The organism is Pseudomonas peradeniyensis (assembly GCF_014268935.2).
GTDB lineage: Bacteria > Pseudomonadota > Gammaproteobacteria > Pseudomonadales > Pseudomonadaceae > Aquipseudomonas > Aquipseudomonas peradeniyensis.
The window spans coordinates 410,330-433,910 of the sequence record NZ_JABWRJ020000001.1 but is presented as its reverse complement, the minus strand read 5'-3'; the positions used below and the strand labels follow the sequence as shown (position 1 = coordinate 433,910).

17 protein-coding genes and 6 tRNA genes are annotated in these 23,581 nt (G+C 65.1%); 5 read left to right on the top strand and 18 right to left on the bottom strand.

The features are described 5' to 3' along the window. Positions 1-54: 54 nt before the first annotated feature. From HU751_RS01975 to leuC, 5 genes are all read right to left on the bottom strand, one after another. The gene (locus tag HU751_RS01975) at positions 55-1,062 is read right to left on the bottom strand and encodes an aspartate-semialdehyde dehydrogenase (protein WP_186735723.1); all 1,008 of its coding nucleotides are present in this window, start codon (positions 1,060-1,062) and stop codon (positions 55-57) included. A 953-nt stretch (positions 1,063-2,015) separates the two neighbouring features. Further along, positions 2,016-3,128 (bottom strand): aspartate-semialdehyde dehydrogenase, encoded by a 1,113-nt coding sequence (asd, locus tag HU751_RS01970; protein ID WP_028690434.1) that lies wholly within the window; start codon positions 3,126-3,128, stop codon positions 2,016-2,018. Positions 3,129-3,191: 63 nt separating this feature from the next. Further along, the gene (gene leuB / locus HU751_RS01965) at positions 3,192-4,274 is read right to left on the bottom strand and encodes a 3-isopropylmalate dehydrogenase (protein WP_186735834.1); all 1,083 of its coding nucleotides are present in this window, start codon (positions 4,272-4,274) and stop codon (positions 3,192-3,194) included. A 90-nt stretch (positions 4,275-4,364) separates the two neighbouring features. Continuing rightward, on the bottom strand, positions 4,365-5,009 hold the full coding sequence (gene leuD / locus HU751_RS01960) for a 3-isopropylmalate dehydratase small subunit (RefSeq protein WP_110739341.1): 645 nt from the start codon (positions 5,007-5,009) through the stop codon (positions 4,365-4,367). Further along, positions 5,006-6,439, bottom strand: coding sequence for a 3-isopropylmalate dehydratase large subunit (leuC, locus tag HU751_RS01955; RefSeq protein WP_186735835.1), 1,434 nt, complete (start codon positions 6,437-6,439; stop codon positions 5,006-5,008). The genes leuD and leuC overlap by 4 nt, the downstream gene beginning before the upstream one ends. Before the next feature lie 131 nt (positions 6,440-6,570). On the opposite strand from leuC, the gene HU751_RS01950 reads away from it, so the two are divergent. Beyond that, a complete protein-coding gene (locus HU751_RS01950) occupies positions 6,571-7,449 on the top strand; it encodes a LysR family transcriptional regulator (RefSeq protein WP_186735836.1) in 879 nt (292 codons plus the stop codon). Positions 7,450-7,510: 61 nt separating this feature from the next. Continuing rightward, positions 7,511-10,807 carry a PAS domain S-box protein gene (locus HU751_RS01945; RefSeq protein WP_186716408.1) on the top strand — a complete coding sequence of 1,099 codons (3,297 nt, stop codon included), beginning with the start codon at positions 7,511-7,513 and terminating at the stop codon, positions 10,805-10,807. 177 nt (positions 10,808-10,984) lie between these two features. Here the strand turns inward: HU751_RS01945 and HU751_RS01940 are convergent, their stop codons facing one another. The 12 genes from HU751_RS01940 to gltX form a co-directional block, all read right to left on the bottom strand. Beyond that, positions 10,985-11,428 (bottom strand): Hsp20 family protein, encoded by a 444-nt coding sequence (locus HU751_RS01940; RefSeq protein ID WP_186735837.1) that lies wholly within the window; start codon positions 11,426-11,428, stop codon positions 10,985-10,987. Positions 11,429-11,595: 167 nt separating this feature from the next. Further along, on the bottom strand, positions 11,596-12,567 hold the full coding sequence (locus tag HU751_RS01935; RefSeq protein WP_186735838.1) for a tRNA dihydrouridine synthase: 972 nt from the start codon (positions 12,565-12,567) through the stop codon (positions 11,596-11,598). A 52-nt stretch (positions 12,568-12,619) separates the two neighbouring features. Further along, the gene (locus tag HU751_RS01930; protein WP_096048341.1) at positions 12,620-13,054 is read right to left on the bottom strand and encodes an acyl-CoA thioesterase; all 435 of its coding nucleotides are present in this window, start codon (positions 13,052-13,054) and stop codon (positions 12,620-12,622) included. Between the two features lie 44 nt (positions 13,055-13,098). After that, the gene (locus HU751_RS01925; protein WP_186716407.1) at positions 13,099-13,932 is read right to left on the bottom strand and encodes an alpha/beta fold hydrolase; all 834 of its coding nucleotides are present in this window, start codon (positions 13,930-13,932) and stop codon (positions 13,099-13,101) included. A 24-nt stretch (positions 13,933-13,956) separates the two neighbouring features. Beyond that, complete coding sequence (locus HU751_RS01920; protein WP_050704722.1) at positions 13,957-14,496, bottom strand: TetR/AcrR family transcriptional regulator; 540 nt, start codon at positions 14,494-14,496, stop codon at positions 13,957-13,959. Between the two features lie 171 nt (positions 14,497-14,667). Beyond that, positions 14,668-14,743, bottom strand: a tRNA-Glu gene (locus tag HU751_RS01915). Between the two features lie 42 nt (positions 14,744-14,785). Further along, positions 14,786-14,861, bottom strand: a tRNA-Ala gene (locus HU751_RS01910). A 66-nt stretch (positions 14,862-14,927) separates the two neighbouring features. Beyond that, positions 14,928-15,003 (bottom strand) — tRNA-Glu (locus HU751_RS01905). Between the two features lie 42 nt (positions 15,004-15,045). Then, positions 15,046-15,121: transfer RNA gene (locus HU751_RS01900), tRNA-Ala, on the bottom strand. A 53-nt stretch (positions 15,122-15,174) separates the two neighbouring features. Then, positions 15,175-15,250 (bottom strand) — tRNA-Glu (locus tag HU751_RS01895). Between the two features lie 72 nt (positions 15,251-15,322). Continuing rightward, positions 15,323-15,398: transfer RNA gene (locus tag HU751_RS01890), tRNA-Ala, on the bottom strand. 346 nt (positions 15,399-15,744) lie between these two features. Beyond that, positions 15,745-17,226 (bottom strand): glutamate--tRNA ligase, encoded by a 1,482-nt coding sequence (gene gltX, locus HU751_RS01885; protein ID WP_186735941.1) that lies wholly within the window; start codon positions 17,224-17,226, stop codon positions 15,745-15,747. 142 nt (positions 17,227-17,368) lie between these two features. Between gltX and HU751_RS01880 the strand changes: the two genes are divergently transcribed. After that, the gene (locus HU751_RS01880; protein ID WP_186735943.1) at positions 17,369-18,418 is read left to right on the top strand and encodes an HlyD family secretion protein; all 1,050 of its coding nucleotides are present in this window, start codon (positions 17,369-17,371) and stop codon (positions 18,416-18,418) included. After that, positions 18,408-19,958 (top strand): MDR family MFS transporter, encoded by a 1,551-nt coding sequence (locus tag HU751_RS01875; protein ID WP_189657195.1) that lies wholly within the window; start codon positions 18,408-18,410, stop codon positions 19,956-19,958. The genes HU751_RS01880 and HU751_RS01875 overlap by 11 nt, the downstream gene beginning before the upstream one ends. 115 nt (positions 19,959-20,073) lie before the next feature. Here HU751_RS01875 and uvrB read toward each other — a convergent pair whose 3' ends face one another. Further along, entirely contained in the window at positions 20,074-22,089 is a 2,016-nt protein-coding gene (gene uvrB / locus HU751_RS01870; RefSeq protein ID WP_050704719.1) for an excinuclease ABC subunit UvrB, read from the bottom strand. Between the two features lie 289 nt (positions 22,090-22,378). Between uvrB and HU751_RS01865 the strand changes: the two genes are divergently transcribed. Beyond that, entirely contained in the window at positions 22,379-23,575 is a 1,197-nt protein-coding gene (locus HU751_RS01865) for an amino acid aminotransferase (RefSeq protein ID WP_028690419.1), read from the top strand. The last annotated feature ends 6 nt before the right edge of the window (positions 23,576-23,581 follow it).

Genomic DNA, 23,581 nt, shown 5'->3' with positions numbered 1-23,581 from the left:
GAAGCGTCCCGAAAACCTTTGCGCGGTGCAGGACAAAATTGCTCGCAGTATCTTTTACGCCATGTGTTTTATCAACAATTGTGCCGCCTGCACGGCATTCAGCGCCGCGCCCTTGCGCACATTGTCGGTGGTCAGCCACAGGTTCAGCTGCTGGTCTTCATCGACGCCATGGCGTACACGACCAACATAGACCACGTCCTGGCCCACTGCGTCACCTACCGGTGTCGGATAATCCCCCGCTTCGACCAGTTCGATGCCGTCGGCGGCCTCCAGCGCGGCGTTGACAGCCACCAGATCGACCGGATTACGGCTTTGCACCGCCACACTGAAGCTATCGCCGAAAAACACCGGGACTTGAATGCAGGTCACGGAAATCTTCAGTTGCGGCAGGTCGAGCACTTGGCGCAGCTCGCCGACCAGGCGGCGCTCCACGGCTGTGTGGCCCTGTTCATCGGGGGTGCCGACCTGGGGCAGCAGGTTGAAGGCGACCTGGCGATCGAAGAAGCGCGGCTCCAGCGGGCGTGCGTTAAGCAGCTCGGCGGTCTGCCGGGCGAGCTCGCTGACGGCCTCCCTGCCCTGCTCCGAAACCGCGAGGCAAGCGTTGACCTGCACGCGCTCGATATCGAGCAGCCCCTTGAGCGGCGCCAGCGCCACGGCCAGGGCCACCGCGCCGGCGCTCGGGCTGGTGATCAGCGCGGGCCGAGCGAGTTCGGCGATGCGTTCGCCGTTGGCTTCCGGGACCAGGGCGGTGGCGCCGTCCAGGGCGCCGGACAGGTCGATCACCGCGCAACCGGCGGCGATGGCCTTGGGCGCGAAGCTGCGGCTCACGGCGGGGCTGGCGGCGAAGAACACCAGTTGCGCCTGGGAGAAGTCGAAGCTGTCCACTTCGCGGACTTTCAGTTTCTTGCCGGCGAACATGACGCTGCTGCCGGCGGATTCCATGCTGGCCAGCAGGTGCAGGGTGGAGACCGGGAAGGCCACTTCCTCGAGGATCTGGACGAGGGATTCACCGACAGTGCCGGTGGCGCCGACTACGGCGATGTCTAGGGCGGGGGTGGTCATGGGATCGGTTCCTTTCTGCGGGGGTACGGCGGGGGAGCGGCACTTTACTTGGATTGTTCTAAAGTGTGGGTTTTGATTTCTGTATGCGCATTCATTGGCGATGTCGACGCATTATCACCCTTCCGCCCTTACGGCGGCCTACTTTTCTCGTGGGAAAAGTAGGCAAAACCGTCCCGCTCCGTTCATACGGCCCCTGCGCTGCGCTCCGGGGTTCCCTCGCTCCGTTCTTGCTCCCGGGAGGACCGCGCTGAACGCCCCATCCTGGGGCGCAGCGCTTGACGGCCATCCATGGCCGTCACCTCCCTCCGCAAGAACTCCGCTCGGCCTCCTGAAGTCGCAATTGGTGGCGCCTGGACTATTGCGCGCTTAGAAGCAAGAGCAAGAGCAAGAGCAAGAGCAAGAAGCGCGAAGTTAGTTATTTGACCTTTAGGTATATATTGGCTGTTCCGACCTATCGCGGGGCAAGCCCGCTCCCACGCTATTCCCGCACCAAGCTGAATAATCTGCGTGGGAGCGGGCTTGCCCCGCGATGGGATAGAGAGGTTAATTACCAATTCAACTAGCGACAGCTGCGCCAGCCTAGGCGCCGCCCGTAACTTCGCGACTTCAGGAGGCCGAACGCAGGTCTTGCGGAGGGAGGTGACGGGCATGGATGCCCGTCAAGCGCTGGGGCCCAGGATGGGCCCTGCAGCGCGGTCCTCCCGGGAGCAAGGCCGGAGTGAGGGGACCCGGAGCGAAGCGGAGGGCCGGATGAATGGAGCGAGGATTTTTTGGTGACTTTTTGATCCTTCAAAAAGTTACCCGCCGTAAGGGCGGAAAGGTGACTATGCGTCGACATCGCAAATGAATGCGAATAAAAACATCAAAACAAAAAACGAATCTAAGACCAATAAAAAAACCCGCATCACTCACGCAACACGGGCTCTTCAAAATCCAAACTCAAACCACCCAGATCACCGCTCCAGCAGAATCCGCAACATCCGCCGCAGCGGCTCCGCAGCCCCCCACAGCAACTGGTCGCCAACAGTGAAGGCCCCAAGATACTGCGACCCCATGTTCAGCTTGCGCAAACGCCCGACCGGCACGTTCAGGGTCCCGGTCACCTGGGTAGGACTCAGCTCCTGCATGCTGATCTCCCGCTGGTTAGGCACCAGCTTCACCCAGGGATTGTGCTGGCTGATCATGCCTTCGATATCCGCCAGAGGCACATCCTTGTTCAGCTTGATGGTCAGCGCCTGGCTGTGGCAACGCATGGCGCCGATCCGCACGCAGATGCCGTCGACCGGAATCGGGCTCTTGAAGCGCCCAAGGATCTTGTTGGTCTCGGCCTGGGCCTTCCATTCTTCACGGCTCTGCCCGTTCGGCAGCTCCTTGTCGATCCACGGGATCAGGCTGCCAGCCAGCGGCACGCCGAAGTTGTCGGTCGGGAAGCCCTCGCCACGCATGGCCTCGGCCACCTTGCGGTCGATGTCGAGGATCGCGCTGGCCGGGTTGGCCAGGTCATCGGCGACCGCCGCGTGGATACCGCCCATCTGCTTGATCAGCTCACGCATGTTCTGCGCGCCGGCACCCGAGGCCGCCTGATAGGTCATGGCGCTCATCCACTCGACCAGGCCGGCTTCGAACAGGCCGCCCAGGCCCATCAGCATCAGGCTGACGGTGCAGTTGCCGCCGATGTAGTTCTTGGTGCCCGCATCCAGCTGCTGGTCGATGACCTTGCGGTTGACCGGATCGAGGATGATCACCGCGTCATCCTGCATGCGCAGGGACGAGGCCGCGTCGATCCAGTAGCCCTGCCAGCCGGCTTCGCGCAGCTTGGGGAAGACTTCGTTGGTGTAGTCGCCGCCCTGGCAGGTCAGGATCACGTCGAGGGTCTTGAGCTCGTCGATGCTGTAGGCGTCCTTGAGCGGGCCAGTGTCCTTGCCCACGTTCGGGCCTTGGCCACCGACGTTGGAGGTGGTGAAGAACACCGGCTCGATCAGGTCGAAGTCCTGCTCTTCGAGCATCCGCTGCATGAGCACGGAACCGACCATTCCACGCCAACCGATCAGACCTACACGTTTCATCGCAACTACACCTTTGCTAAAAGTGGGCCGCCACCGGGAGTTTTTGGTGGCGGGCCAGAGAGATTACAGATTCCGCAGCGCTGCGACTACTGCGTCGCCCATTTCCTGCGTACCCACCTTGCGGCAGCCCTCGGAGAAGATGTCGCCGGTGCGCAGGCCCTGGTCCAGCACCCGGCTCACCGCCTGCTCGATCGCCTCGGCGGCGGCCGTCTGGTTGAAGCTGTAGCGCAGCATCATCGACACCGAGAGAATGGTCGCCAGCGGGTTGGCGATGCCCTGCCCGGCGATGTCCGGCGCCGAACCGTGGCACGGCTCGTACATGCCCTTGTTGTCGGCATCCAGCGACGCCGACGGCAGCATGCCGATGGAACCGGTGAGCATGGAAGCCTCATCCGACAGGATGTCGCCGAACATGTTGTCGGTCACCACCACGTCGAACTGCTTGGGCGCGCGCACCAGCTGCATGGCGGCGTTGTCCACGTACATGTGGCTCAGCTCGACGTCCGGGTAGCCCTTGGCCACCTCTTCGACCACTTCGCGCCACAGCTGGCTGGACGCCAGGACGTTGGCCTTGTCCACCGAGCACAGCTTCTTGCCGCGCACGCGGGCCATGTCGAAGCCGACACGAGCGATGCGGCGCACTTCGCTCTCGCTGTACGGCAGGGTGTCGTAGGCCTGGCGCTCGCCGCCTTCCAGCTCGCGCTGGCCGCGTGGCGCGCCGAAGTAGATGCCGCCGGTCAGCTCGCGGACGATGAGGATGTCCAGGCCGGAAACGATCTCGGGCTTGAGCGACGAGGCATCGGCCAGTTGCGGATAGAGGATGGCCGGGCGCAGGTTGGCGAACAGGCCCAGTTGCGAACGGATCTTCAGCAGGCCGCGCTCCGGACGGATGTCACGCTCGATCTTGTCCCACTTCGGGCCGCCCACGGCGCCCAGCAGCACGGCGTCGGCCTGGCGCGCACGCGCCAGGGTCTCGTCGGCCAGCGGCACGCCGTGCTTGTCGATGGCCGCGCCACCGATCACATCGTGGGTGAGGCTGAAGCCGAGCTGGAACTTGTCGTTGGCCAGTTCCAGCACCTTGACCGCCTCGGCCATGATTTCCGGGCCGATGCCGTCACCTGGGAGAATCAGAATCTGCTTGCTCATGCTTTCCTCTATCCAATCAAGCGGCGCGCCTCGCAGCCGCGCCGAAGTACTTCAGTGTCCAATGCCCCTCTGCGCGGGGCAAGCAGTCAATCACGCGTCGCGGAACAACCAGGGCTGGCTGGCGCGGTGCTTGCCCTCGAACGCCTTGATCGCGTCGCTGTCCTGCAGGGTCAGGCCGATATCGTCCAGGCCGTTGAGCAGGCAATGCTTGCGGAACGCGTCGATCTCGAACTTCAGTACCTTGCCGTCCGGGCGGGTCACGGCCTGGGCCTCGAGGTCGATGGTCAGCTGGTAACCCGGATTGGCCTCGACCTGCTTGAACAGCTCGTCGACCTCGGCAGCGTCGAGAATGATCGGCAACAGGCCGTTCTTGAAGCTGTTGTTGAAGAAGATGTCGGCGAAGCTCGGCGCGATCACGCTGCGGAAACCGTACTCGTCGAGCGCCCATGGGGCGTGCTCGCGGCTAGAGCCGCAACCGAAGTTTTCCCGCGCCAGCAACACGCTGGCACCCTGGTAACGCGCATGGTTGAGCACGAAATCCTGGTTCAACGGACGCTTGCTGTTGTCCTGGTAAGGCTGGCCGACGTCCAGATAACGCCACTCGTCGAACAGGTTGGGGCCGAAGCCGGTGCGCTTGATCGACTTGAGGAACTGCTTGGGAATGATCTGGTCGGTGTCGACGTTGGCACGATCCAATGGCGCGACAAGACCGGTGTGCTGGGTAAAGGCTTTCATGCTGCGCTCCCTTGGATCAACTCGCGGACATCGATGAAGTGGCCGGTCACCGCGGCGGCGGCGGCCATGGCCGGGCTGACCAGGTGGGTACGACCACCGGCGCCCTGGCGACCTTCGAAGTTGCGGTTGGAGGTGGACGCGCAGTGCTCGCCGCTTTCCAGGCGGTCCGGGTTCATTGCCAGGCACATCGAGCAGCCCGGTTCACGCCATTCGAAGCCGGCCTCCAGGAAGATCTTGTCCAGCCCTTCGCGCTCGGCCTGGGCCTTGACCAGGCCCGAGCCCGGCACCACCAGCGCCTGCTTGACGTTGGCGGCGACCTTGCGGCCCTTGGCGATCTCGGCGGCGGCGCGCAGGTCTTCGATGCGCGAGTTGGTGCACGAGCCGATGAACACGCGATCGAGCTTGATCTCGGTGATCGCCTGGTTGGCGGCCAGGCCCATGTACTTGAGGGCGCGCTCGATCGAGCCGCGCTTGATCAGGTCGGGCTCGGCGGCCGGGTCCGGCACGCGCTGGTCGACGGCCAGGACCATCTCCGGCGAAGTGCCCCAGCTGACCTGCGGCTTGATCTGCGCGGCGTCGAGTTCGACCACGGTATCGAACACAGCGTCGGCGTCGGACACCAGGCCTTTCCAGGCCTCGACGGCCTGCGTCCACTGCTCGCCCTTCGGCGCGTACGGACGGCCTTCGACATAGGCGACGGTAGTGCCGTCGACAGCCACCAGGCCTACCCGGGCCCCGGCTTCGATGGACATGTTGCAGATGGTCATGCGGCCTTCCATCGACAGCTCGCGGATGGCGCTGCCGGCGAACTCCATGGCGTGGCCGTTGCCGCCGGCGGTGCCGATCTTGCCGATCACGGCGAGGACGATGTCCTTGGCGGTGACGCCGGCGGGCAATTCACCCTCGACGCGCACCAGCATGTTCTTCATTTTCTTGGCCACCAGGCACTGGGTGGCGAGCACATGCTCGACCTCGGAGGTGCCGATGCCATGGGCCAAGGCGCCGAACGCGCCGTGGGTGGAGGTGTGCGAGTCGCCGCAGACCACGGTCATGCCCGGCAAGGTCGCACCCTGCTCCGGGCTGATGACATGGACGATACCCTGACGCTCGTCATTCATCTTGAATTCGACGATGCCATATTCGTCACAGTTCTCATCGAGGGTCTGCACCTGAAGGCGCGACACCTGGTCGACGATGGCCTCGATACCGCCCTTGCGCTCCGGCGTGGTCGGCACGTTGTGGTCGGGGGTGGCGATGTTGGCGTCGATGCGCCAGGGTTTGCGGCTGGCCAGGCGCAGGCCTTCGAAAGCCTGGGGCGAAGTCACCTCGTGGATGATGTGGCGGTCGATGTAGATCAAGGACGAGCCGTCATCGCGGCGCTTGACCTCATGAGCTTCCCAGAGTTTGTCGTAGAGCGTTTTGCCAGCCATCAGACTGTTCCTCATCAGCGTCTTTCTATGCCAAAGACCCCTTGGCTTGTACGGACGATGCTATGGCGATAGATTGAATAACTCAAATTCATAATTTTCATGCTTTGCATAACCATCAGGAATTCAAATAGATGGACCTGGCCAACCTCAGCGCCTTCATCGCCATCGCCGAAACCGGCAGTTTTTCCGGGGCGGGCGAACGCCTGCACCTGACCCAGCCGGCCATCAGCAAACGCATCGCCGGCCTCGAGCAGCAACTGGACGTGCGCCTGTTCGACCGCCTGGGCCGCGAGATCACCCTCACCGAGGCCGGCCGCGCCCTGCTGCCCCGTGCTTATCAGATCCTCAACGTACTCGATGATACCCGCCGCGCCCTGACCAACCTCACCGGGGCGGTGAGCGGTCGCCTGACCCTGGCCACCAGCCATCACATCGGCCTGCACCGCCTGCCGCCGCTGCTGCGTGCCTTCACCCGCCAGTACCCGGCGGTGGCCCTGGATATCCAGTTCCTCGACTCGGAGGCGGCCTACGACGAGGTGCTGCACGGCCGCGCCGAAATTGCCGTGATCACCCTGGCGCCCGAGCCGCACCACCTGGTACGGGCAGTGCCGGTGTGGGACGACGCCCTGGACTTCGTCGCCTCGCCCGAGCACCCGCTGGCCAGCAATGGCGCGGTCAGCCTGGCCGACGTGGCGCGCCACCCGGCGGTGTTCCCCGGCGGCAACACCTTCACCCACCATATCGTCCAGCGCCTGTTCGAGAGCCAGGGCCTGGTGCCGAACATCGCCATGAGCACCAACTACCTGGAAACCATCAAGATGATGGTGTCGATCGGCCTGGCGTGGAGCGTGCTGCCACGTACTATGCTCGATGAACAGGTGGCGCCCATCGCCCTGCCCGGCATACAGCTGTCACGCCAGCTAGGCTACATACTGCATACCGAACGCACGCTGTCGAACGCGGCCAGGGCCTTCATGGCCTTGCTCGACAGCCATGCAGGGTCCGCCTGACCGCTCGTCAGTACGGCATGACATCCACAAGGACGCGTTTTCCGCCAAAGGTCTGGTACCGATGCCCAAATCAGCAAACCGCTTTCCGCGCCTGCCACGCATCCCTGCGGCCGATCCCCAGGAATCGGAGCTGGCCTGGCAGAACGCTCCCCAGCTGCTGGCCGCGCTCAACGGCGCGCGCCTGGGCGCCTGGCTGTGGGACATCGAGAGTGGCCGGGTGAGCTGGTCACGGGGCACCCAGGCACTGTTCGGCTTCGATCCGCAGCGCCCGCTGCCCAACGACGTCGACTACCTCGACCTGCTTCCCGAGGAAGACCGCGCCCGCACCCGCCAGGCGTTCCAGGCCGTGGTCAACGGCGAGCCGGTGGAGCAGGCCATGCGCCACCGCATCCGCTGGCCCGATGGCAGCGTGCACTGGCTGGAGATCAACGGCAGCCTGACCCACGACCCCCATGGCCGGCCACAGATGATCGGGGTCATTCGCGAGATCACCCGCCAGCGTGAGCGGGAAACCGCGCTGATCAACTCGGAAAAGCGCTTCGCCACCCTGTTCCACCTCAGCCCCAACGCCATCCTCCTGACCCGCCGCCACGACGGCCTGATCATCGAGGTCAACCAGCATTTCGAGCACATGTTCGGCTGGCCGGGCGCCCAGGTGGTCGGCAAGACCAGCCTGGAGCTGGGCCTGTGGGTCAATCCCGAGCAGCGCCACCTGGTGATGGACGCCACCCGCGCCGGCAGCGGGCCGTTCACCCTGGAGGTGCAGTTCCGCGCCACCAGCGGCAAGATCCACGACGGCATCCTCTGCACCCAGGGCATCGAGCTCGAAGGCGTCACCTACCTGATCAGCACCTTCGTCGACACCACCGAGCGCAAACGCGCCGAACAGGCGCTCAAGGACAGCCAGGAGCGCCTCGACCTGGCCCTGGACTCGGCCCAGCTCGGCACCTGGGACTGGCACATCCCCAGCGGCATGCTCTACGGCTCGGCCCGCGCCGCCCAGCTCCATGGGCTGGACCCGGTGCCGTTCCACGAGTCGTTCGAGGCGTTCTTCGAAGGCGTGCCCGAGCACGAGCGCAGTGCCATGCGCCAGGCCTACCGTAGCCTGCGCGAGGGGCCGGCGGGCAACTACCAGATCACCTACCGCGTGCAGCTGGACAACGGCGCCTCGCGCTATATCGAAAGCCGCGCCCGGCTGTACCGTGACGACCAGGGCAACCCGCTGCGCATGGCCGGCACCCTGCTCGACATCACCGACCAGGTCGAGCGCGAGCAGCGCCTGAGCGCCTCGGAAGAAAAATTCGCCAGCCTGTTCCAGGTCAGCCCCGACCCGATCTGCGTGACCCGCCAGGACACTGGCCAGTTCATCGAGATCAACCCGGCCTTCAGCCAGACCTTCGGCTGGAACCCGGAGCAGATCCTCGGCCAGACCGCCGAGGAGATCGGCCTGTGGGCCGAATCGGCCGAGCGCGCCCAGCGCATCGAGCGGGTGATCCGCGACCAGGCCCTGAGCAACGTGGCAGTGGTGGTCAACCACCGCAACGGCACGCCGCTGACCTGCGTGATCTCCAGCCGCCTGATCAGCGTCGACAGCCAACCCTGCAGCGTCACTACCCTGCGCGACATCACCCAGCAGCAACGCGCCGAGGCGGCGCTCAAGGCCAGCGAAGAGAAATTCGCCAAGGCCTTCCACTCCAGCCCCGACGCCATCACCATCACCGAACGCCAGAGCGGGCGCTACGTGGAGGTCAACGACGGCTTCAGCCGGCTGACCGGCTACAGCCCCGAGGAAGTGGTGGGGCGCACGGTCTACGAGATCGGCATCTGGGCCGATGAAAAACAGCGCGCCGCCCTGCTCAACGAGCTGCGCGAGCGCGGCCGGGTGCATCACCGCGAGATGCTCGGGCGCAACAAGCGTGGCGACATCCTTACCGTGGAAGTCTCGGTGGAGCCGATCAGCCTCAACGAGACCGATTGCCTGCTGATCAACGCCCGCGACGTCAGCCTGCTGAAGAACGCCCAGGCGCAGATCCGCCACCTGGCCTACCACGACCCGCTGACCAACCTGCCCAACCGCGCCCTGCTGATGGACCGCCTGAGCCAGCAGATCGCCCTGCTCAAGCGCCACAACCTGCGCGGCGCGCTGCTGTTCCTCGACCTCGACCACTTCAAGCACATCAACGACTCTCTCGGCCATCCGGTGGGCGACACGGTGCTGAAGATCATCACCGCCCGCCTCGAGGCCAGCGTGCGCCTGGAAGACACCGTGGCGCGCCTGGGCGGCGACGAGTTCGTGGTGCTGCTCAGCGGCCTGGAGGGCAGCCGCGAGGTGGTCGAGACCCGGGTCCGCGAGCTGGCCGACACCCTGCGCGAGCTGCTGGCCGAGCCGATGTCGCTGGACGGCCAGCGCCTGCAGGTGACGCCGAGCATCGGCGTGGCGCTGATCCCCGACCATGGCGCTACCCCCGCCGACCTGCTCAAGCGCGCCGACATCGCCCTGTACCGGGCCAAGGACTCCGGCCGCAACACCACCCAGCTGTTCCACACCACCATGCAGAAGGCCGCCAGCGAGCGCCTGCGCATGGAGAGCGACCTGCGCCTGGCCCTGGCCCGGGGCGAACTGGCCCTGCACTTCCAGCCCCAGGTCGATGCCCGCGACAACCGCATCGTCGGCGCCGAGGTGCTGCTGCGCTGGCACCACCCGCAACTGGGCCAGCAACCGCCGGCGCAGTTCATCCAGGTGCTGGAGGAAAGCGGCCTGATCCTCGAAGTCGGCAGCTGGATCCTCGACGAAGCCTGCGATGCCTGCGCGCGCATGCTCGCGGACGGCCTGATCGACGCCGACGACTTCAGCCTGTGCGTCAACATCAGCCCGCGGCAGTTCCGCCAGAACGACTTCGTCGAGCGGGTGCTGCGCAGCCTCGACGACTACCGCCTGCCGCGGCGCATGCTGACGCTGGAGATCACCGAAGGCATCGTCATCCAGAACCTGGAGGACACCATCAGCAAGATGCGCGAGCTCAAGGGCTACGGCGTGAGCTTCGCCATGGACGACTTCGGCACCGGGTATTCCTCGCTCACCTACCTCAAGCGCCTGCCGGTGGATGCGCTGAAGATCGACCAGACCTTCGTGCGCGACGCGCCGGTCGACCCCAACGACGCCGAGATCGTCCGCGCCATCGTCGCCATGGCCCGCAGCCTGGAACTGGCGGTGATTGCCGAGGGCGTGGAGCTGACCGAGCAGCTGGAATTCCTCGAGCGGCTGGGTTGCCACCTGTACCAGGGCTACCTGCACAGCCGGCCGCTGCCGTTGCCGGAGTTCCGCCAGATGCTGCTGGAGGCGCCGGCGGATTACTGAACTGGCCTGGTAACAGTTCACGCATGGCGTGGGAGCGGGCTTGCCCCGCGATTGCGGTATGAGACCCAGCATTGCAATCGCGGGACAAGCCCGCTCCCACGCCAGTCAAAGGGCATTCATCCCCAGCACAAAGCAGAAAGGGCACCCGAAGGTGCCCTTTCTTTCATCCCGCCGAACTCAGTTCAGCGCCGGCTTTTCGCCGTTGATCGGGATGCGCTTGGCCTTGGCTTCTTCCGGCACGATGCGCAGCAGTTCGATGCTGAGCAGGCCGTTGGCCAGGCCCGCGCCCTTGACCTCGATATGGTCGGCCAGGCGGAACGACAGCTTGAAGGCGCGCTGGGCAATGCCCTGGTGCAGGAAGGTGACACCTTCACCGGCGTTGTCGCGCTTGCCGCCGGTCACGGTCAGGACGCCTTTTTCGACCTGCAGGTCGAGGTCCTGTTCCTGGAAGCCGGCTGCGGCAACCACGATGCGATAGTGGTCATCGCCATGCTTTTCCACGTTGTAGGGCGGGTAGCTGCTACCGGCCTCGTTACGGGCGGCGGCTTCGAACAGGTCGTTGAAACGGTCGAAACCGACGGAGTTGCGGAAAAGCGGTGCGAGAGAGAAAGCGGTAGTCATGGTCATTAACTCCTGAGATTCAGCAAGTAAAGTCACTACGCGACCCGACTTCGGCATCGCGTACTCAAGAGATATGTCCGGGCAAACGGCTTTCAAGGGCTGGCCTGAAAAATTTTTCGACTGGGTATGGCTTCGTGGGAGCGGGCTGGCCCCGCGATCGCGCCAGCTCAGGCGACACAAGCCTCGACGGCCTGCAGCTCCATCCCCAGCAACCCACTGATCCGCTGGCAGTCATCCTCCCGACGCAACTCGGCGAACAGCGCCACCGCCTCGGGATAGCCACGGGTCAGCATCGCCAGCCACTGCTTCATCCGCCCCGGCGCGTAGCGCGGCGACAGCTTGTCCTGGGCCTGGCGCCAGAACTCGCGCAGCAGCGGCAGCAACTCGTCCCAGCTCATCGGCTGGTACTCGACGCCATCGCGGGCCGCGGCGATCTGCAGGGCCAGGTCCGGGCGCGACACCAGCCCACGGCCCAGCATGATGTCCCTGGCGCCACTGACCTCGCGGCAGCGCCGCCAATCATCGACCGTCCAGATCTCGCCATTGGCGAACACCGGCACCGCGACCACATCCTGCACCCGCGCCACCCACTCCCAATGGGCCGGCGGCTTGTAGCCCTCGACCTTGGTTCGCGCATGCACCACCAGGTGCGCCGAGCCGCCTTCGGCCAGCGCCCTGGCGCAGTCCAGCGCGCCGTCGGGGCTGTCGTAGCCCAGGCGCATCTTCGAGGTCACCGGGATATGCGCCGGCACCGCGCGCCGCACCTCGCGGACGATGGCATGCAGCAGCTCGGGCTCCTTGAGCAGCACCGCCCCACCCCGGGACTTGTTGACGGTCTTGGCCGGGCAGCCGAAGTTCAGGTCGATGACCGGCGCGCCCAGCTCGCAGGCCAGGGCCGCGTTTTCAGCCAGGCACACCGGATCCGAGCCGAGCAGTTGCACGCGCATCGGCACGCCGGCGGAGGTGCGCGCGCCCTGGCGCAGCTCCGGCGCCAGCTTGTCGAACGACGAAGCTGGCAGCAGGCGGTCACAGACGCGGATGAACTCGGTGACGCACCAATCGATACCGCCCACCCGGGTCAGGACGTCGCGCAGGATGTTGTCGACCAGCCCCTCCATCGGGGCCAGGGCAATTTGCATTTCAGGGTCTCGCCACGCAAAAGGCGGCAGTCTAGCAAAAAACCGCCGCGCTTCAGCGGCCGGTCAGCGCCGGACCGTAGCCATCGAGGAATTCCGCCGGCATGCGCTTGGGCTTGCCGCTGGACAGCTCGATGCAGGCGAAGGTGGTCTGCGCCCGCAGCAGGGTGACGCCGTCACTCGGGCGCTTGAGCTGGAAGCGTCGGGTCATGCGCAGGCGCTGGTCCCAGTCGACGATCCAGGTGCCCAGCTGCAGTTCGTCGTCCTCATAGGCGGCGGCGAGGTAGTCGATTTCATGGCGGACCACGGCCATCGCCCGGTCCAGCCGGCGATACTCGGCCAGGTCCAGCCCCAGGCGCTGGGAATGGCGCCAGGCACAGCGCTCCAGCCAGGTGACATAGACGGCGTTGTTGGCGTGGCCGAGGCCGTCGATGTCCTCGCTGCCGACGCGTAGGTCGATGATGAATGGTGTTGCCAGATCCCAACTCATGCCCGCTCCTGGTGTTCAGTGACCGGGCAGAGTGTAACGGATGCTCAGGCGCTTTGCCGCGCGCGCTGGCTGGAGCGCGCCAGCAGTTCCATCACCGCCTCGCCCAGGCGCGGGTCGGCCAGCACCCGCTGATGGCCGCCCTCCTCCAGCAGCAGCAAACGGCTGTCGAACCAGGCCTGGTGAATCACCGGTGCCTCGCCGGCCGGCACCACCGGATCGTCCTCGGCATGCACCACCAGGCCCGGCACATCCAGCTGATAGCCACTGACATCCAGCCGCGCCACCTGGACGCCAACATCCCGCTCCACCTGGCGGATGAACGCGGCCCGGGCCCGGGCCGGCAGGCCAAGACGCCGGGCAAAGCCGCGCAGCACGCCAAGCAGGCGTGCCGGCGCGGCGATGCTGACCGCCGCATCGGTGCGCAGCCCCCATTGCAGGGCCAGCAACAGGCTGGCGCCGCCCATGGAGTGGCCAATCACCGCCCGCAACGGCGGCAGCTCGGCAGCGGCCTCCAGCAATGCCCGGGCAAACGCCACCACATGCGCCTGCTCGCCGGGCGAGCGCCCATGGGCCGGCCCTTCAAGCGACACCACGGTGTGGCCGCTGTCGACCAGTCGCTCGATCAACGCCGCGAACTGGGTCGGGCGCCCTTCCCAGCCATGCATCAGCAACACCGTCGGCCCCTGCCCCCAGCGCAGCGCCGACAGCCCGAAGCGCAGGGTGATGCGCTCGGCACGGGCCAGCAACGGCAGCTCCCAGGCTTTGGGCGGCAAGCTGCGCGGCGTCATGAAGGCACGACGCATCTTGCCGGCGACATGCTCGGGGACCAGGTGGCCGAGGGTGCCATTGACGCCACGAATCCAGCTCAGGGTAGTCATCGCCATGCTCCAGGGTCAGGTTGCTCAGATCACCGCCGACTTGGCGGCGCGCAGGATACGGTCGGACAGCTCGCCATCGCCCAGGGCACGGGCCACGGCCAGGCCGCCCACCATCAGGGCGAAATCGGCGAGCGCCTTGTCGATGTCTTCGGGACGATCGACCATCTGTGCGGTCATCAGCTCGATGTGTTCGGCCAGCACGTTGCGAAACGCCTCCGGCAGGCGCTGCATCTCGCTCAGGGCATTGGGAATCGGGCACGCCTGCACCTCGGAATCACGGTGCTTGCGCGACAGATAGAAGGCCGCAACCAGGGCCCGACGCCCGGCGCCGTCAAGGGCAGGATCGACCTGAGCGAGCAAGGCGCGGCGCTCGCCGAGCAACTGGCTGAACGCCTCGAGCATGAGCTCGTCCTTGCTGTCGAAGTGGGCATAGAAGCCGCCGACTGTCAGCCCTGCGGCGCCCATGACCTGGCTGACGCTCGGCTCGGCCGGCCCTTGCTGGACCAGCGCGCTGCGGGCGGCATCAAGAATGCGTTCGCGGGTCTTGCTCTTCTTGTCGCTCATGGCTCACCTCAAAACATTATAGCCATCATATTATGCTCATAATATTTTCTGGCAAGCGGAATCTGCGGCCATTGATCGGCGCAGCGAAAGTTTTCGGGAGGCAGAAAAAACAAAAGGCCCATTCAATAATCGAATGAGCCTTATAAGTCCTGCAAAACGCAGGTAAAAAATTGGCGTCCCCTAGGGGACTCGAACCCCTGTTACCGCCGTGAAAGGGCGGTGTCCTAGGCCACTAGACGAAGGGGACTTTAACCTTCGTGCCGATCCGCTGCTGCGAATCGTGGCGAATTGGTGGAGCTAAGCGGGATCGAACCGCTGACCTCCTGCATGCCATGCAGGCGCTCTCCCAGCTGAGCTATAGCCCCGAGTAAAACAAATGACTCACCGATCTGGATGATGAGCCATTCAACTCCCGCAAACGCGGGTAAAAGTGGCGTCCCCTAGGGGACTCGAACCCCTGTTACCGCCGTGAAAGGGCGGTGTCCTAGGCCACTAGACGAAGGGGACGTAACCTTCGTGCCGACCCGCTTTCGCGAATCGCGGCAAAATTGGTGGAGCTAAGCGGGATCGAACCGCTGACCTCCTGCATGCCATGCAGGCGCTCTCCCAGCTGAGCTATAGCCCCGGATTTCTAGCCTCGCGGCCCAGCGACATCGTGAAACATCGCTTGTGTGAAACTGGCGTCCCCTAGGGGACTCGAACCCCTGTTACCGCCGTGAAAGGGCGGTGTCCTAGGCCACTAGACGAAGGGGACGAACCTTCTTACCTTCAAGACCCGTTTGCTGGAACCGGTCTTGCCTGACGGCCTTGGCCATCAGTCGGAATTTGGTGGAGCTAAGCGGGATCGAACCGCTGACCTCCTGCATGCCATGCAGGCGCTCTCCCAGCTGAGCTATAGCCCCACAATGTCGCTTTGAACCGAAGCGCTGGCTGGGTGCCTGGCGTTTCGTTTTCGTTCATCGCTGTGGACGGGGCGCATATTAAGATCGGATTGCAGGGCTGTCAAACGAATTTTTGAAAATATTCAAAATTTTTTTCACAGATAACAATCACTTACCGCCCTGCCCTGCTGCTACCGGTTACTTGGCCGCGAGCGAAATGCCTGTGGGAGCGGCCTTGCGTCGCGAAAGGGCCGCACAGCGGCCCCGGCGATTATTGCGTGGAAGCTAAATTCGCGGGACCGCGTTGCGGTCCTTTCGCGACGCAAGGCCGCTCCCACAAGGTTCAGCGACCGCCTTCAGTACGCCATCAGGCAATATTCGCCAGCAGCTTCTCCCACTCCTTGTTTTCCTTCTTCGACACGCCGCCGAGCAGGTCGATGGCCTGGCGCAGGCGGTAGCGGGTCAGGTCGGGGCCGAGGATTTCCATGGCGTCGAGCACCGACACCGAGCTGGCCTGGCCGGTGATGGCGGCGAACATCAGCGGCATGGCATCGCGCAGCTTGAACTCCAGCGACTCGACCACGGCCTGGATGCAGCCGGTGATGCGGTCCTTTTCCCACTGACGCAGGCTTTCCAGCTTCCACAGGATCAGCTGCATCACCTGGCGTACCTGGTCGGCCGACAGCTTCTTGCTTTCGAACAGCTTGGCATCGAGCTTGAGCGCGCCCTCGAAGAAGAAGCCACCCAGCGGGGCGACCTGGCTGAAGGTCTCGACCCGGCCCTGCACGTGCGGGGCGATCTTCATCATGTAGTCGCTGTTGAACGCCCACTTCTGCACGCGCGCGGCGAACTCTTCCACCGGCAGCTCACGCAGCCACTGGCCGTTCAGCCAGGAGAGCTTCTCGATGTCGAAGATCGGACCGCCCAGGGAGATGCGCGACAGGTCGAAGTGCTCGACCATCTCGGCCAGCGAGAACTTCTCGCGCTCGTCCGGCATCGACCAGCCCATGCGGCCCAGGTAGTTGAGCATGGCTTCGGGCATGAAGCCCATGCGCTCGTAGAAGGTCACCGAGGTCGGGTTCTTGCGCTTGGACAGCTTGCTCTTGTCGGGGTTGCGCAGTAGCGGCATGTAGCACAGCTTGGGCTGTTCCCAGCCGAAGTACTCGTACAGCTTGATCAGCTTGGGCGCCGACGGCAGCCACTCTTCGCCGCGCAGCACATGGGTGATGCCCATCAGGTGGTCGTCGACCACGTTGGCCAGGAAGTACGTCGGCAGGCCGTCGTTCTTCATCAGCACCTGCATGTCCATGCGGTCCCAAGGGATCTCGACGTCGCCACGGAGCATGTCCGGTACAACGCAGACGCCTTCGCTCGGCACCTTCATGCGGATCACGTGCGGCTCGCCAGCGGCCAGGCGGCGCTGCACTTCCTCGTCGCTCAGCAACAGGGCGCGGCCGTCGTAGCGCGGGGTTTCGCCGCGGGCCATCTGCTCGGCACGCATCTGCTCCAGCTCTTCGGCGGTGCAGAAGCAGTAGAAGGCGTGGCCGGCGTCGACCAGCTGCTTGGCGTACTGGGCATAGATCTCGCCACGCTCGCTCTGCCGGTACGGGCCGTGCGGGCCGCCGACGTCCGGGCCTTCGTTCCATTCGATGCCGAGCCAGCGCAGGGCGTCAAAGATCTGCTGCTCGGACTCGCGGGTGGAGCGCAACTGGTCGGTGTCTTCGATCCGCAGGATGAACTCACCGCCGTGCTGCTTGGCGAAGCAGTAGTTGAACAGGGCGATGTAGGCGGTGCCGACATGGGGGTCGCCGGTGGGCGATGGCGCGATGCGCGTACGAACGGTGGTCATGGAGAGTCTCGGACAAAGAGAAACAAAGGCGGAATGTTAGCAGGGAGCGGGCACCGGGCTCCAGCAATGGCGCGATCGTCACTTGTGAGCGTCCCGCCGAGCGCTGTTATATTTGCTTACATTTTCGCAATGACAGCCTCCCATGCCCACTCCACTCAAACGTCGCCTGCTGGTTTTCCTCTCCCTGGTGCTGCTGGTCGGCCTCGCCTTCCTGGCCCACTGGTACTTCAAGGGACGCTTCTACGAGAGCACCGACAACGCCTATGTGCAGGGCGAGATCACCCGCATCTCCAGCCAGCTGGGCGCGCGCATCGACGAGGTGCGGGTCGAGGACAACCAGCACGTGCGCAAGGGCGACCTCCTGGTGCGCCTGGAAGCCGCCGACTTCGAACTGGCCGTCGAGCGCGCCCGCGCGGCCCTGGCCACCCGCGAGGCGGAACTGGCCCAGGCGCGCAGCCGCCTGACCCAGCAAGGCAGCCTGATCGCGGCCGGCCAGGCCCAGGTCGCCGCCAGCCAGGCCACCCTCGACCGCTCGCAACTGGACCTCAACCGTGCCCAGGCCCTGCGCAAGCCCGGCTTCGTCTCCGAAGAGCGGGTCACCACCCTGTCGGCAGAAAGCCATGTCGCCCGTTCCCAAGTGGACAAGGCCCAGGCCGACCTCAAGGGCCAGCGCCAGCAGGTCGACGCCCTGAACGCCGAGCTCAAGCGCCTCGACGCGCAGATCGCCAATGCCCGCGCCGACCTGGCCCAGGCCGAGCTGAACCTGACCCGCTGCGCGATCCACGCGCCGATCAGCGGCACCATCGGCCAGCGCAGCGCCCGCAACGGCCAGGTGGTGCAGGCCGGTGCCTACCTGCTGTCGATCGTCCCCGACGAGGACATCTGGGTGCAGGCCAACTTCAAGGAAACCCAGATCGGCCGGATGCACCCCGGCCAGCGTGCCGAACTGCTGTTCGACAGCTACCCCGACACCCCGATCGAAGGCCGCGTGAACAGCCTGTTCGCCGCTTCCGGCGCGCAGTTCAGCCTGTTGCCGCCAGACAACGCCACCGGCAACTTCACCAAGGTGGTGCAACGCATTCCGGTCAAGCTGACCTTCGCCGCCGACAACCCGCTGCATGGGCGCATTCGCCCGGGCATGTCGGTCACCGCCACGGTCGACCTGCGCGATGGGGATGCGGATGGCCGGTGACGCGCTGCTGCGCCCCACCGCGGAGCCGACCCGGCGCGACTGGATCGCGGTGATGAGCGTGATGCTCGGCGCCTTCATGGCGGTGCTGGACATCCAGATCACCAACTCTTCGCTCAAGGACATCCAGGGCGCGCTGTCGGCGACCCTGGAGGAAGGCTCGTGGATCTCCACCTCCTACCTGGTGGCCGAGATCATCATGATCCCGCTGACCGCCTGGCTGGTGCAGCTGCTCTCGGCCCGGCGCCTGGCGGTGTGGGTGTCGCTGGGTTTCCTGGTGTCGTCACTGCTGTGCTCGATGGCCTGGAACCTCGAGAGCATGATCGTGTTCCGCGCCCTGCAAGGCTTCACCGGCGGCGCGCTGATCCCGTTGGCGTTCACCCTGACCCTGATCAAGCTGCCCGAACACCACCGCGCCAAGGGCATGGCCATGTTCGCCATGACCGCCACCTTCGCCCCCTCCATCGGCCCGACCCTGGGCGGCTGGCTGACCGAGAACTGGGGCTGGGAATACATCTTCTACATCAACATCCCGCCGGGGCTGGTGATGATCGCCGGCCTGCTCTACGGGCTGGAGAAGAAGGAGGCGCACTGGGAACTGCTCAAGAGCACCGACTACGCTGGCATCGTTACCCTTGGCCTTGGCCTGGGCTGCCTGCAGGTGTTTCTCGAGGAGGGGCATCGTAAGGACTGGCTGGAGTCGAACCTGATCGTCAGCCTGGGCAGCGTCGCCCTGCTCAGCCTGATCCTGTTCGTGATCCTGCAGTTCTCCCGCCCGCACCCGCTGATCAACCTGCGCATCCTCGGCAACCGCAACTTCGGCCTGTCGAGCATCGCCAGCCTGGGCATGGGCGTCGGCCTGTACGGGTCGATCTACCTGCTGCCGCTGTACCTGGCGCAGATCCAGGGCTACAACGCCCTGCAGATCGGCGAGGTGATCATGTGGATGGGGGTGCCGCAGCTGTTCCTGATCCCGCTGGTGCCGCAGCTGATGAAGGTAATCCCGCCCAAGGTGCTGTGCGCCCTGGGCTTTTGCCTGTTCGGCGCGGCCAGCTTCGGTTCCGGGGTGCTCAACCCGGACTTCGCCGGGCCGCAGTTCAACCAGATCCAGGTGATCCGCGCCCTTGGCCAACCGATGATCATGGTGACCATCTCGCTGATCGCCACGGCCTATATCCAGCCCCAGGACGCCGGATCGGCGTCGAGCCTGTTCAACATCCTGCGCAACCTGGGCGGTGCCATCGGCATCGCCTTGCTGGCGACGCTGCTGGATGCGCGGACCAAGGAATACTTCGACTACCTGCGCGAGGCGGTGGTGCCGAGTAACCCCCAGGTGGCGGAGCGACTGGCGCAGCTGGCCGAGCGGCTGGGCAGCGATAATGCGGCGCTGGGCAAGCTGTCCGAGATTACCCACCAGCAGGCCTTGATCATGGCCTACAACGATGCCTTCCATTTTGTCGGGATCGGGCTGGCGGTGAGCATGTTGGCGGTGTTGCTGACACGCACGTTGCCGCAGGGGTTGAAGGCGGGTGAGGCTCACTGAGGAGGCTCATATCACATGGGAGCAACTGTCTTGCTGGGCGTTTGGGATTACGCATGAACCTGTAGGAGCGGCCTTTCGCGACACAAGGCCGCTCCTACAGGGATTGCGTAGGGCTTTAGCTGGTCAGCAGGCGCTCGCGCAGCTTGCCGATCTCGTCGCGCAACTGCGCGGCGGCCTCGAACTCCAGGTCGCGGGCGAACTGGAACATCTTCTCTTCCAACTGCTTGATGCGCTTGGTGATCTGCGCCGGGGTCTGCAGCTCGGCCTCGTAGCGCTCGGCCTCCTCCGCCGCCTTGGCCATGCCCTTGCGCTTCTTGCTCCGCGCCCCCGGCACCGTGGCGCCTTCCATGATGTCGGTGATGTCCTTGACCACACCCTTGGGCACGATGCCATTGGCTTCGTTGAACGCCACCTGCTTGGCCCGGCGCCGCTCGGTCTCGTCGATGGCCCGCTGCATGGAGCCGGTGATGTTGTCGGCGTAGAGAATCGCCTTGCCGTTGAGGTTACGCGCTGCACGGCCGATGGTCTGGATCAGCGAGCGCTCGGAGCGCAGGAAGCCTTCCTTGTCGGCATCGAGGATCGCCACCAGCGACACCTCGGGCATGTCCAGGCCCTCGCGCAGCAGGTTGATCCCCACCAGCACGTCGAAGGTGCCCAGGCGCAGGTCGCGGATGATCTCGACCCGCTCGACGGTGTCGATGTCCGAGTGCAGGTAGCGCACCCGCACATCGTGGTCGGCCAGGTAGTCGGTGAGGTCCTCGGCCATGCGCTTGGTCAGCGTGGTCGCCAGCACACGCTCGCCCATGGCCACGCGCTTGCCGATCTCCGACAGCAGGTCGTCCACCTGGGTCAGCGCCGGGCGCACCTCGACCTGCGGGTCGACCAGGCCGGTCGGCCGCACCACCTGCTCCACCACCCGCCCGGCGTGCTCGGCCTCGTAGGGGCCGGGCGTGGCGGAAACGAAGATGGTCTGCGGGCTGACCGCCTCCCATTCATCGAAACGCATCGGCCGGTTGTCCAGTGCCGACGGCAGGCGGAAGCCGTACTCCACCAGGGTTTCCTTGCGCGAGCGGTCGCCCTTGTACATGGCGCCGACCTGGGGAACGCTGACGTGGGATTCGTCGATCACCAGCAGCGCGTCATCCGGCAGGTAGTCGTAGAGCGTGGGCGGCGGCGCGCCGGCCGGACGGCCAGAGAGGTAACGCGAGTAGTTCTCGATGCCGTTGCAGTAGCCCAGCTCGAGGATCATCTCCAGGTCGAAGCGGGTGCGCTGCTCCAGGCGCTGGGCCTCCACAAGCTTGTTGTGCGAATTCAGGTACTCGAGGCGCTCCTTGAGCTCCTCCTTGATCCCGTCCACGGCCTCGACCAGGGTTTCCCGCGGGGTCACGTAGTGGCTCTTGGGATAGAAGGTAAAGCGCGGCAGCTTGCGGATCACCTCGCCGGTGAGCGGGTCGAAGGCGGCGATGTTCTCCACCTCGTCGTCGAACAGCTCGATGCGGATCGCCTCCAGGTCCGATTCGGCCGGGAAGATGTCGATCACGTCGCCGCGCACACGGAAGGTGGCGCGAGCGAAGTCCATCTCGTTGCGGGTGTACTGAAGGTCGGCCAGGCGCCGCAGCAGGGCGCGCTGGTCGAGCTTGTCGCCGCGATCGACGTGCAGGACCATCTTCAGGTACGTCTCGGGGCTACCCAGGCCGTAGATGCACGACACGGTGGTGACGATGATCGCGTCGCGCCGCTCCAGCAGCGCCTTGGTCGCCGACAGGCGCATCTGCTCGATGTGGTCGTTGATCGACGCGTCCTTCTCGATGAAGGTGTCCGACGACGGCACGTAGGCTTCGGGCTGGTAGTAGTCGTAGTAGGAGACGAAGTACTCCACCGCGTTGTTCGGGAAGAACGCCTTGAACTCGCCGTACAACTGCGCCGCCAGGGTCTTGTTCGGCGCCAGCACCATGGTCGGGCGCTGCACCTGCTGGATGACGTTGGCGATGCTGAAGGTCTTGCCCGAGCCGGTCACCCCGAGCAGGGTCTGGTGCGACAGGCCCGCGTCGATGCCCTCGACCATCTGGCGGATGGCCTCGGGCTGGTCGCCGGCCGGCTGGAATCGGGTGACGAGCTGGAACTCGGACATGACGGACCTCGTGGATGTCGCGGCAACTGTAAATTTAGCCAGTAGTCTATACCCAAATGCGCGCCCCGGGCGCGGGATTCAAGCCCGACCTGTGAACGTTCATGTCAATGGACCGGGCAATTCGACCAATGGTCGAAAAATATTTGCGCAAACAGCCGGAAAAGCTGCGCCAGACTGTCGCAGTGACCGGTCGGTATCACTATACTGACTCCCCGTTTGCGCACCGCTTCAGTGCCTTCGGCTGGAGCGTGGCGACCCCTATCACTCTCCTATCAGAGCCAAGGTAACAATGAGCCTGTTTTCCGCTGTCGAGCTGGCACCCCGCGACCCTATCCTGGGCCTCAACGAAGCATTCAACGCCGACCCACGCACCGACAAGGTGAACCTGGGCGTGGGCGTCTACTGCAATGAGGAAGGCCGCATCCCGCTGCTGCGCGCGGTGATCGAGGCCGAGACCGCCCGTGCCGCCCAGCACGCTTCCCGCGGCTACCTGCCGATCGACGGCATCGCCCAGTACGACCAGGCCGTGCAGAAGCTGATCTTCGGCGCCGAGTCGCCGCTGTTGGCCGCCGGTCGCGTGGTCACCGTGCAGGCCGTGGGCGGCACCGGCGCGCTGAAGATCGGCGCCGACTTCCTCAAGCGCCTGCAGCCGGGCGCCGTGGTGGCCATCAGCGACCCGAGCTGGGAAAACCACCGCGCCCTGTTCGAGAGCGCCGGCTTCCCGGTACAGACCTACCGTTACTACGACGCTGCCAGCCACGACGTCAACCGCGCCGGCATGCTCGAGGACCTGAACAAACTGCCGGCCGGCTCGGTCATCGTCCTGCACGCCTGCTGCCACAACCCGACCGGTGTCGACCTGTCGCTGGACGATTGGAAAAACGTCCTGGAAGTGGTCAAGGCCAAGGGCCACATCCCGTTCCTGGACATGGCCTACCAGGGCTTCGGTGCCGGCATCGACGAAGACGCCTTCGCCGTGCGCCTGTTCGCCGAGTCGGGCCTTGAGTTCTTCGTTTCCAGCTCGTTCTCCAAGTCGTTCTCGCTGTATGGCGAGCGCGTCGGCGCGCTGTCGATCGTCACCGCCTCGAAGGACGAGAGCACCCGCGTGCTGTCGCAGGTCAAGCGGGTGATCCGCACCACCTACTCCAACCCGCCGACCCACGGCGCCAGCATCGTCGCCGCCGTGCTCAACAGCCCCGAACTGCGCCAGATGTGGGAAACCGAGCTGGCCGAGATGCGCGAGCGCATCCACGGCATGCGCAAGCAGATGGTCGAGCTGCTGGCCGAATATGGCGCCAAGCGCGACTTCAGCTTCGTCGGTCGCCAGTGCGGCATGTTCTCCTACTCGGGCCTGACCGTGGAGCAAGTGGCGCGCCTGAAGAACGAGTTCGGCATCTACGCCCTGGACACCGGCCGCATCGCGGTCGCCGCGCTGAACCAGAGCAACATTCACGTGGTCACCAAGGCCATCGTCGAAGTGCTGTAACTGCTT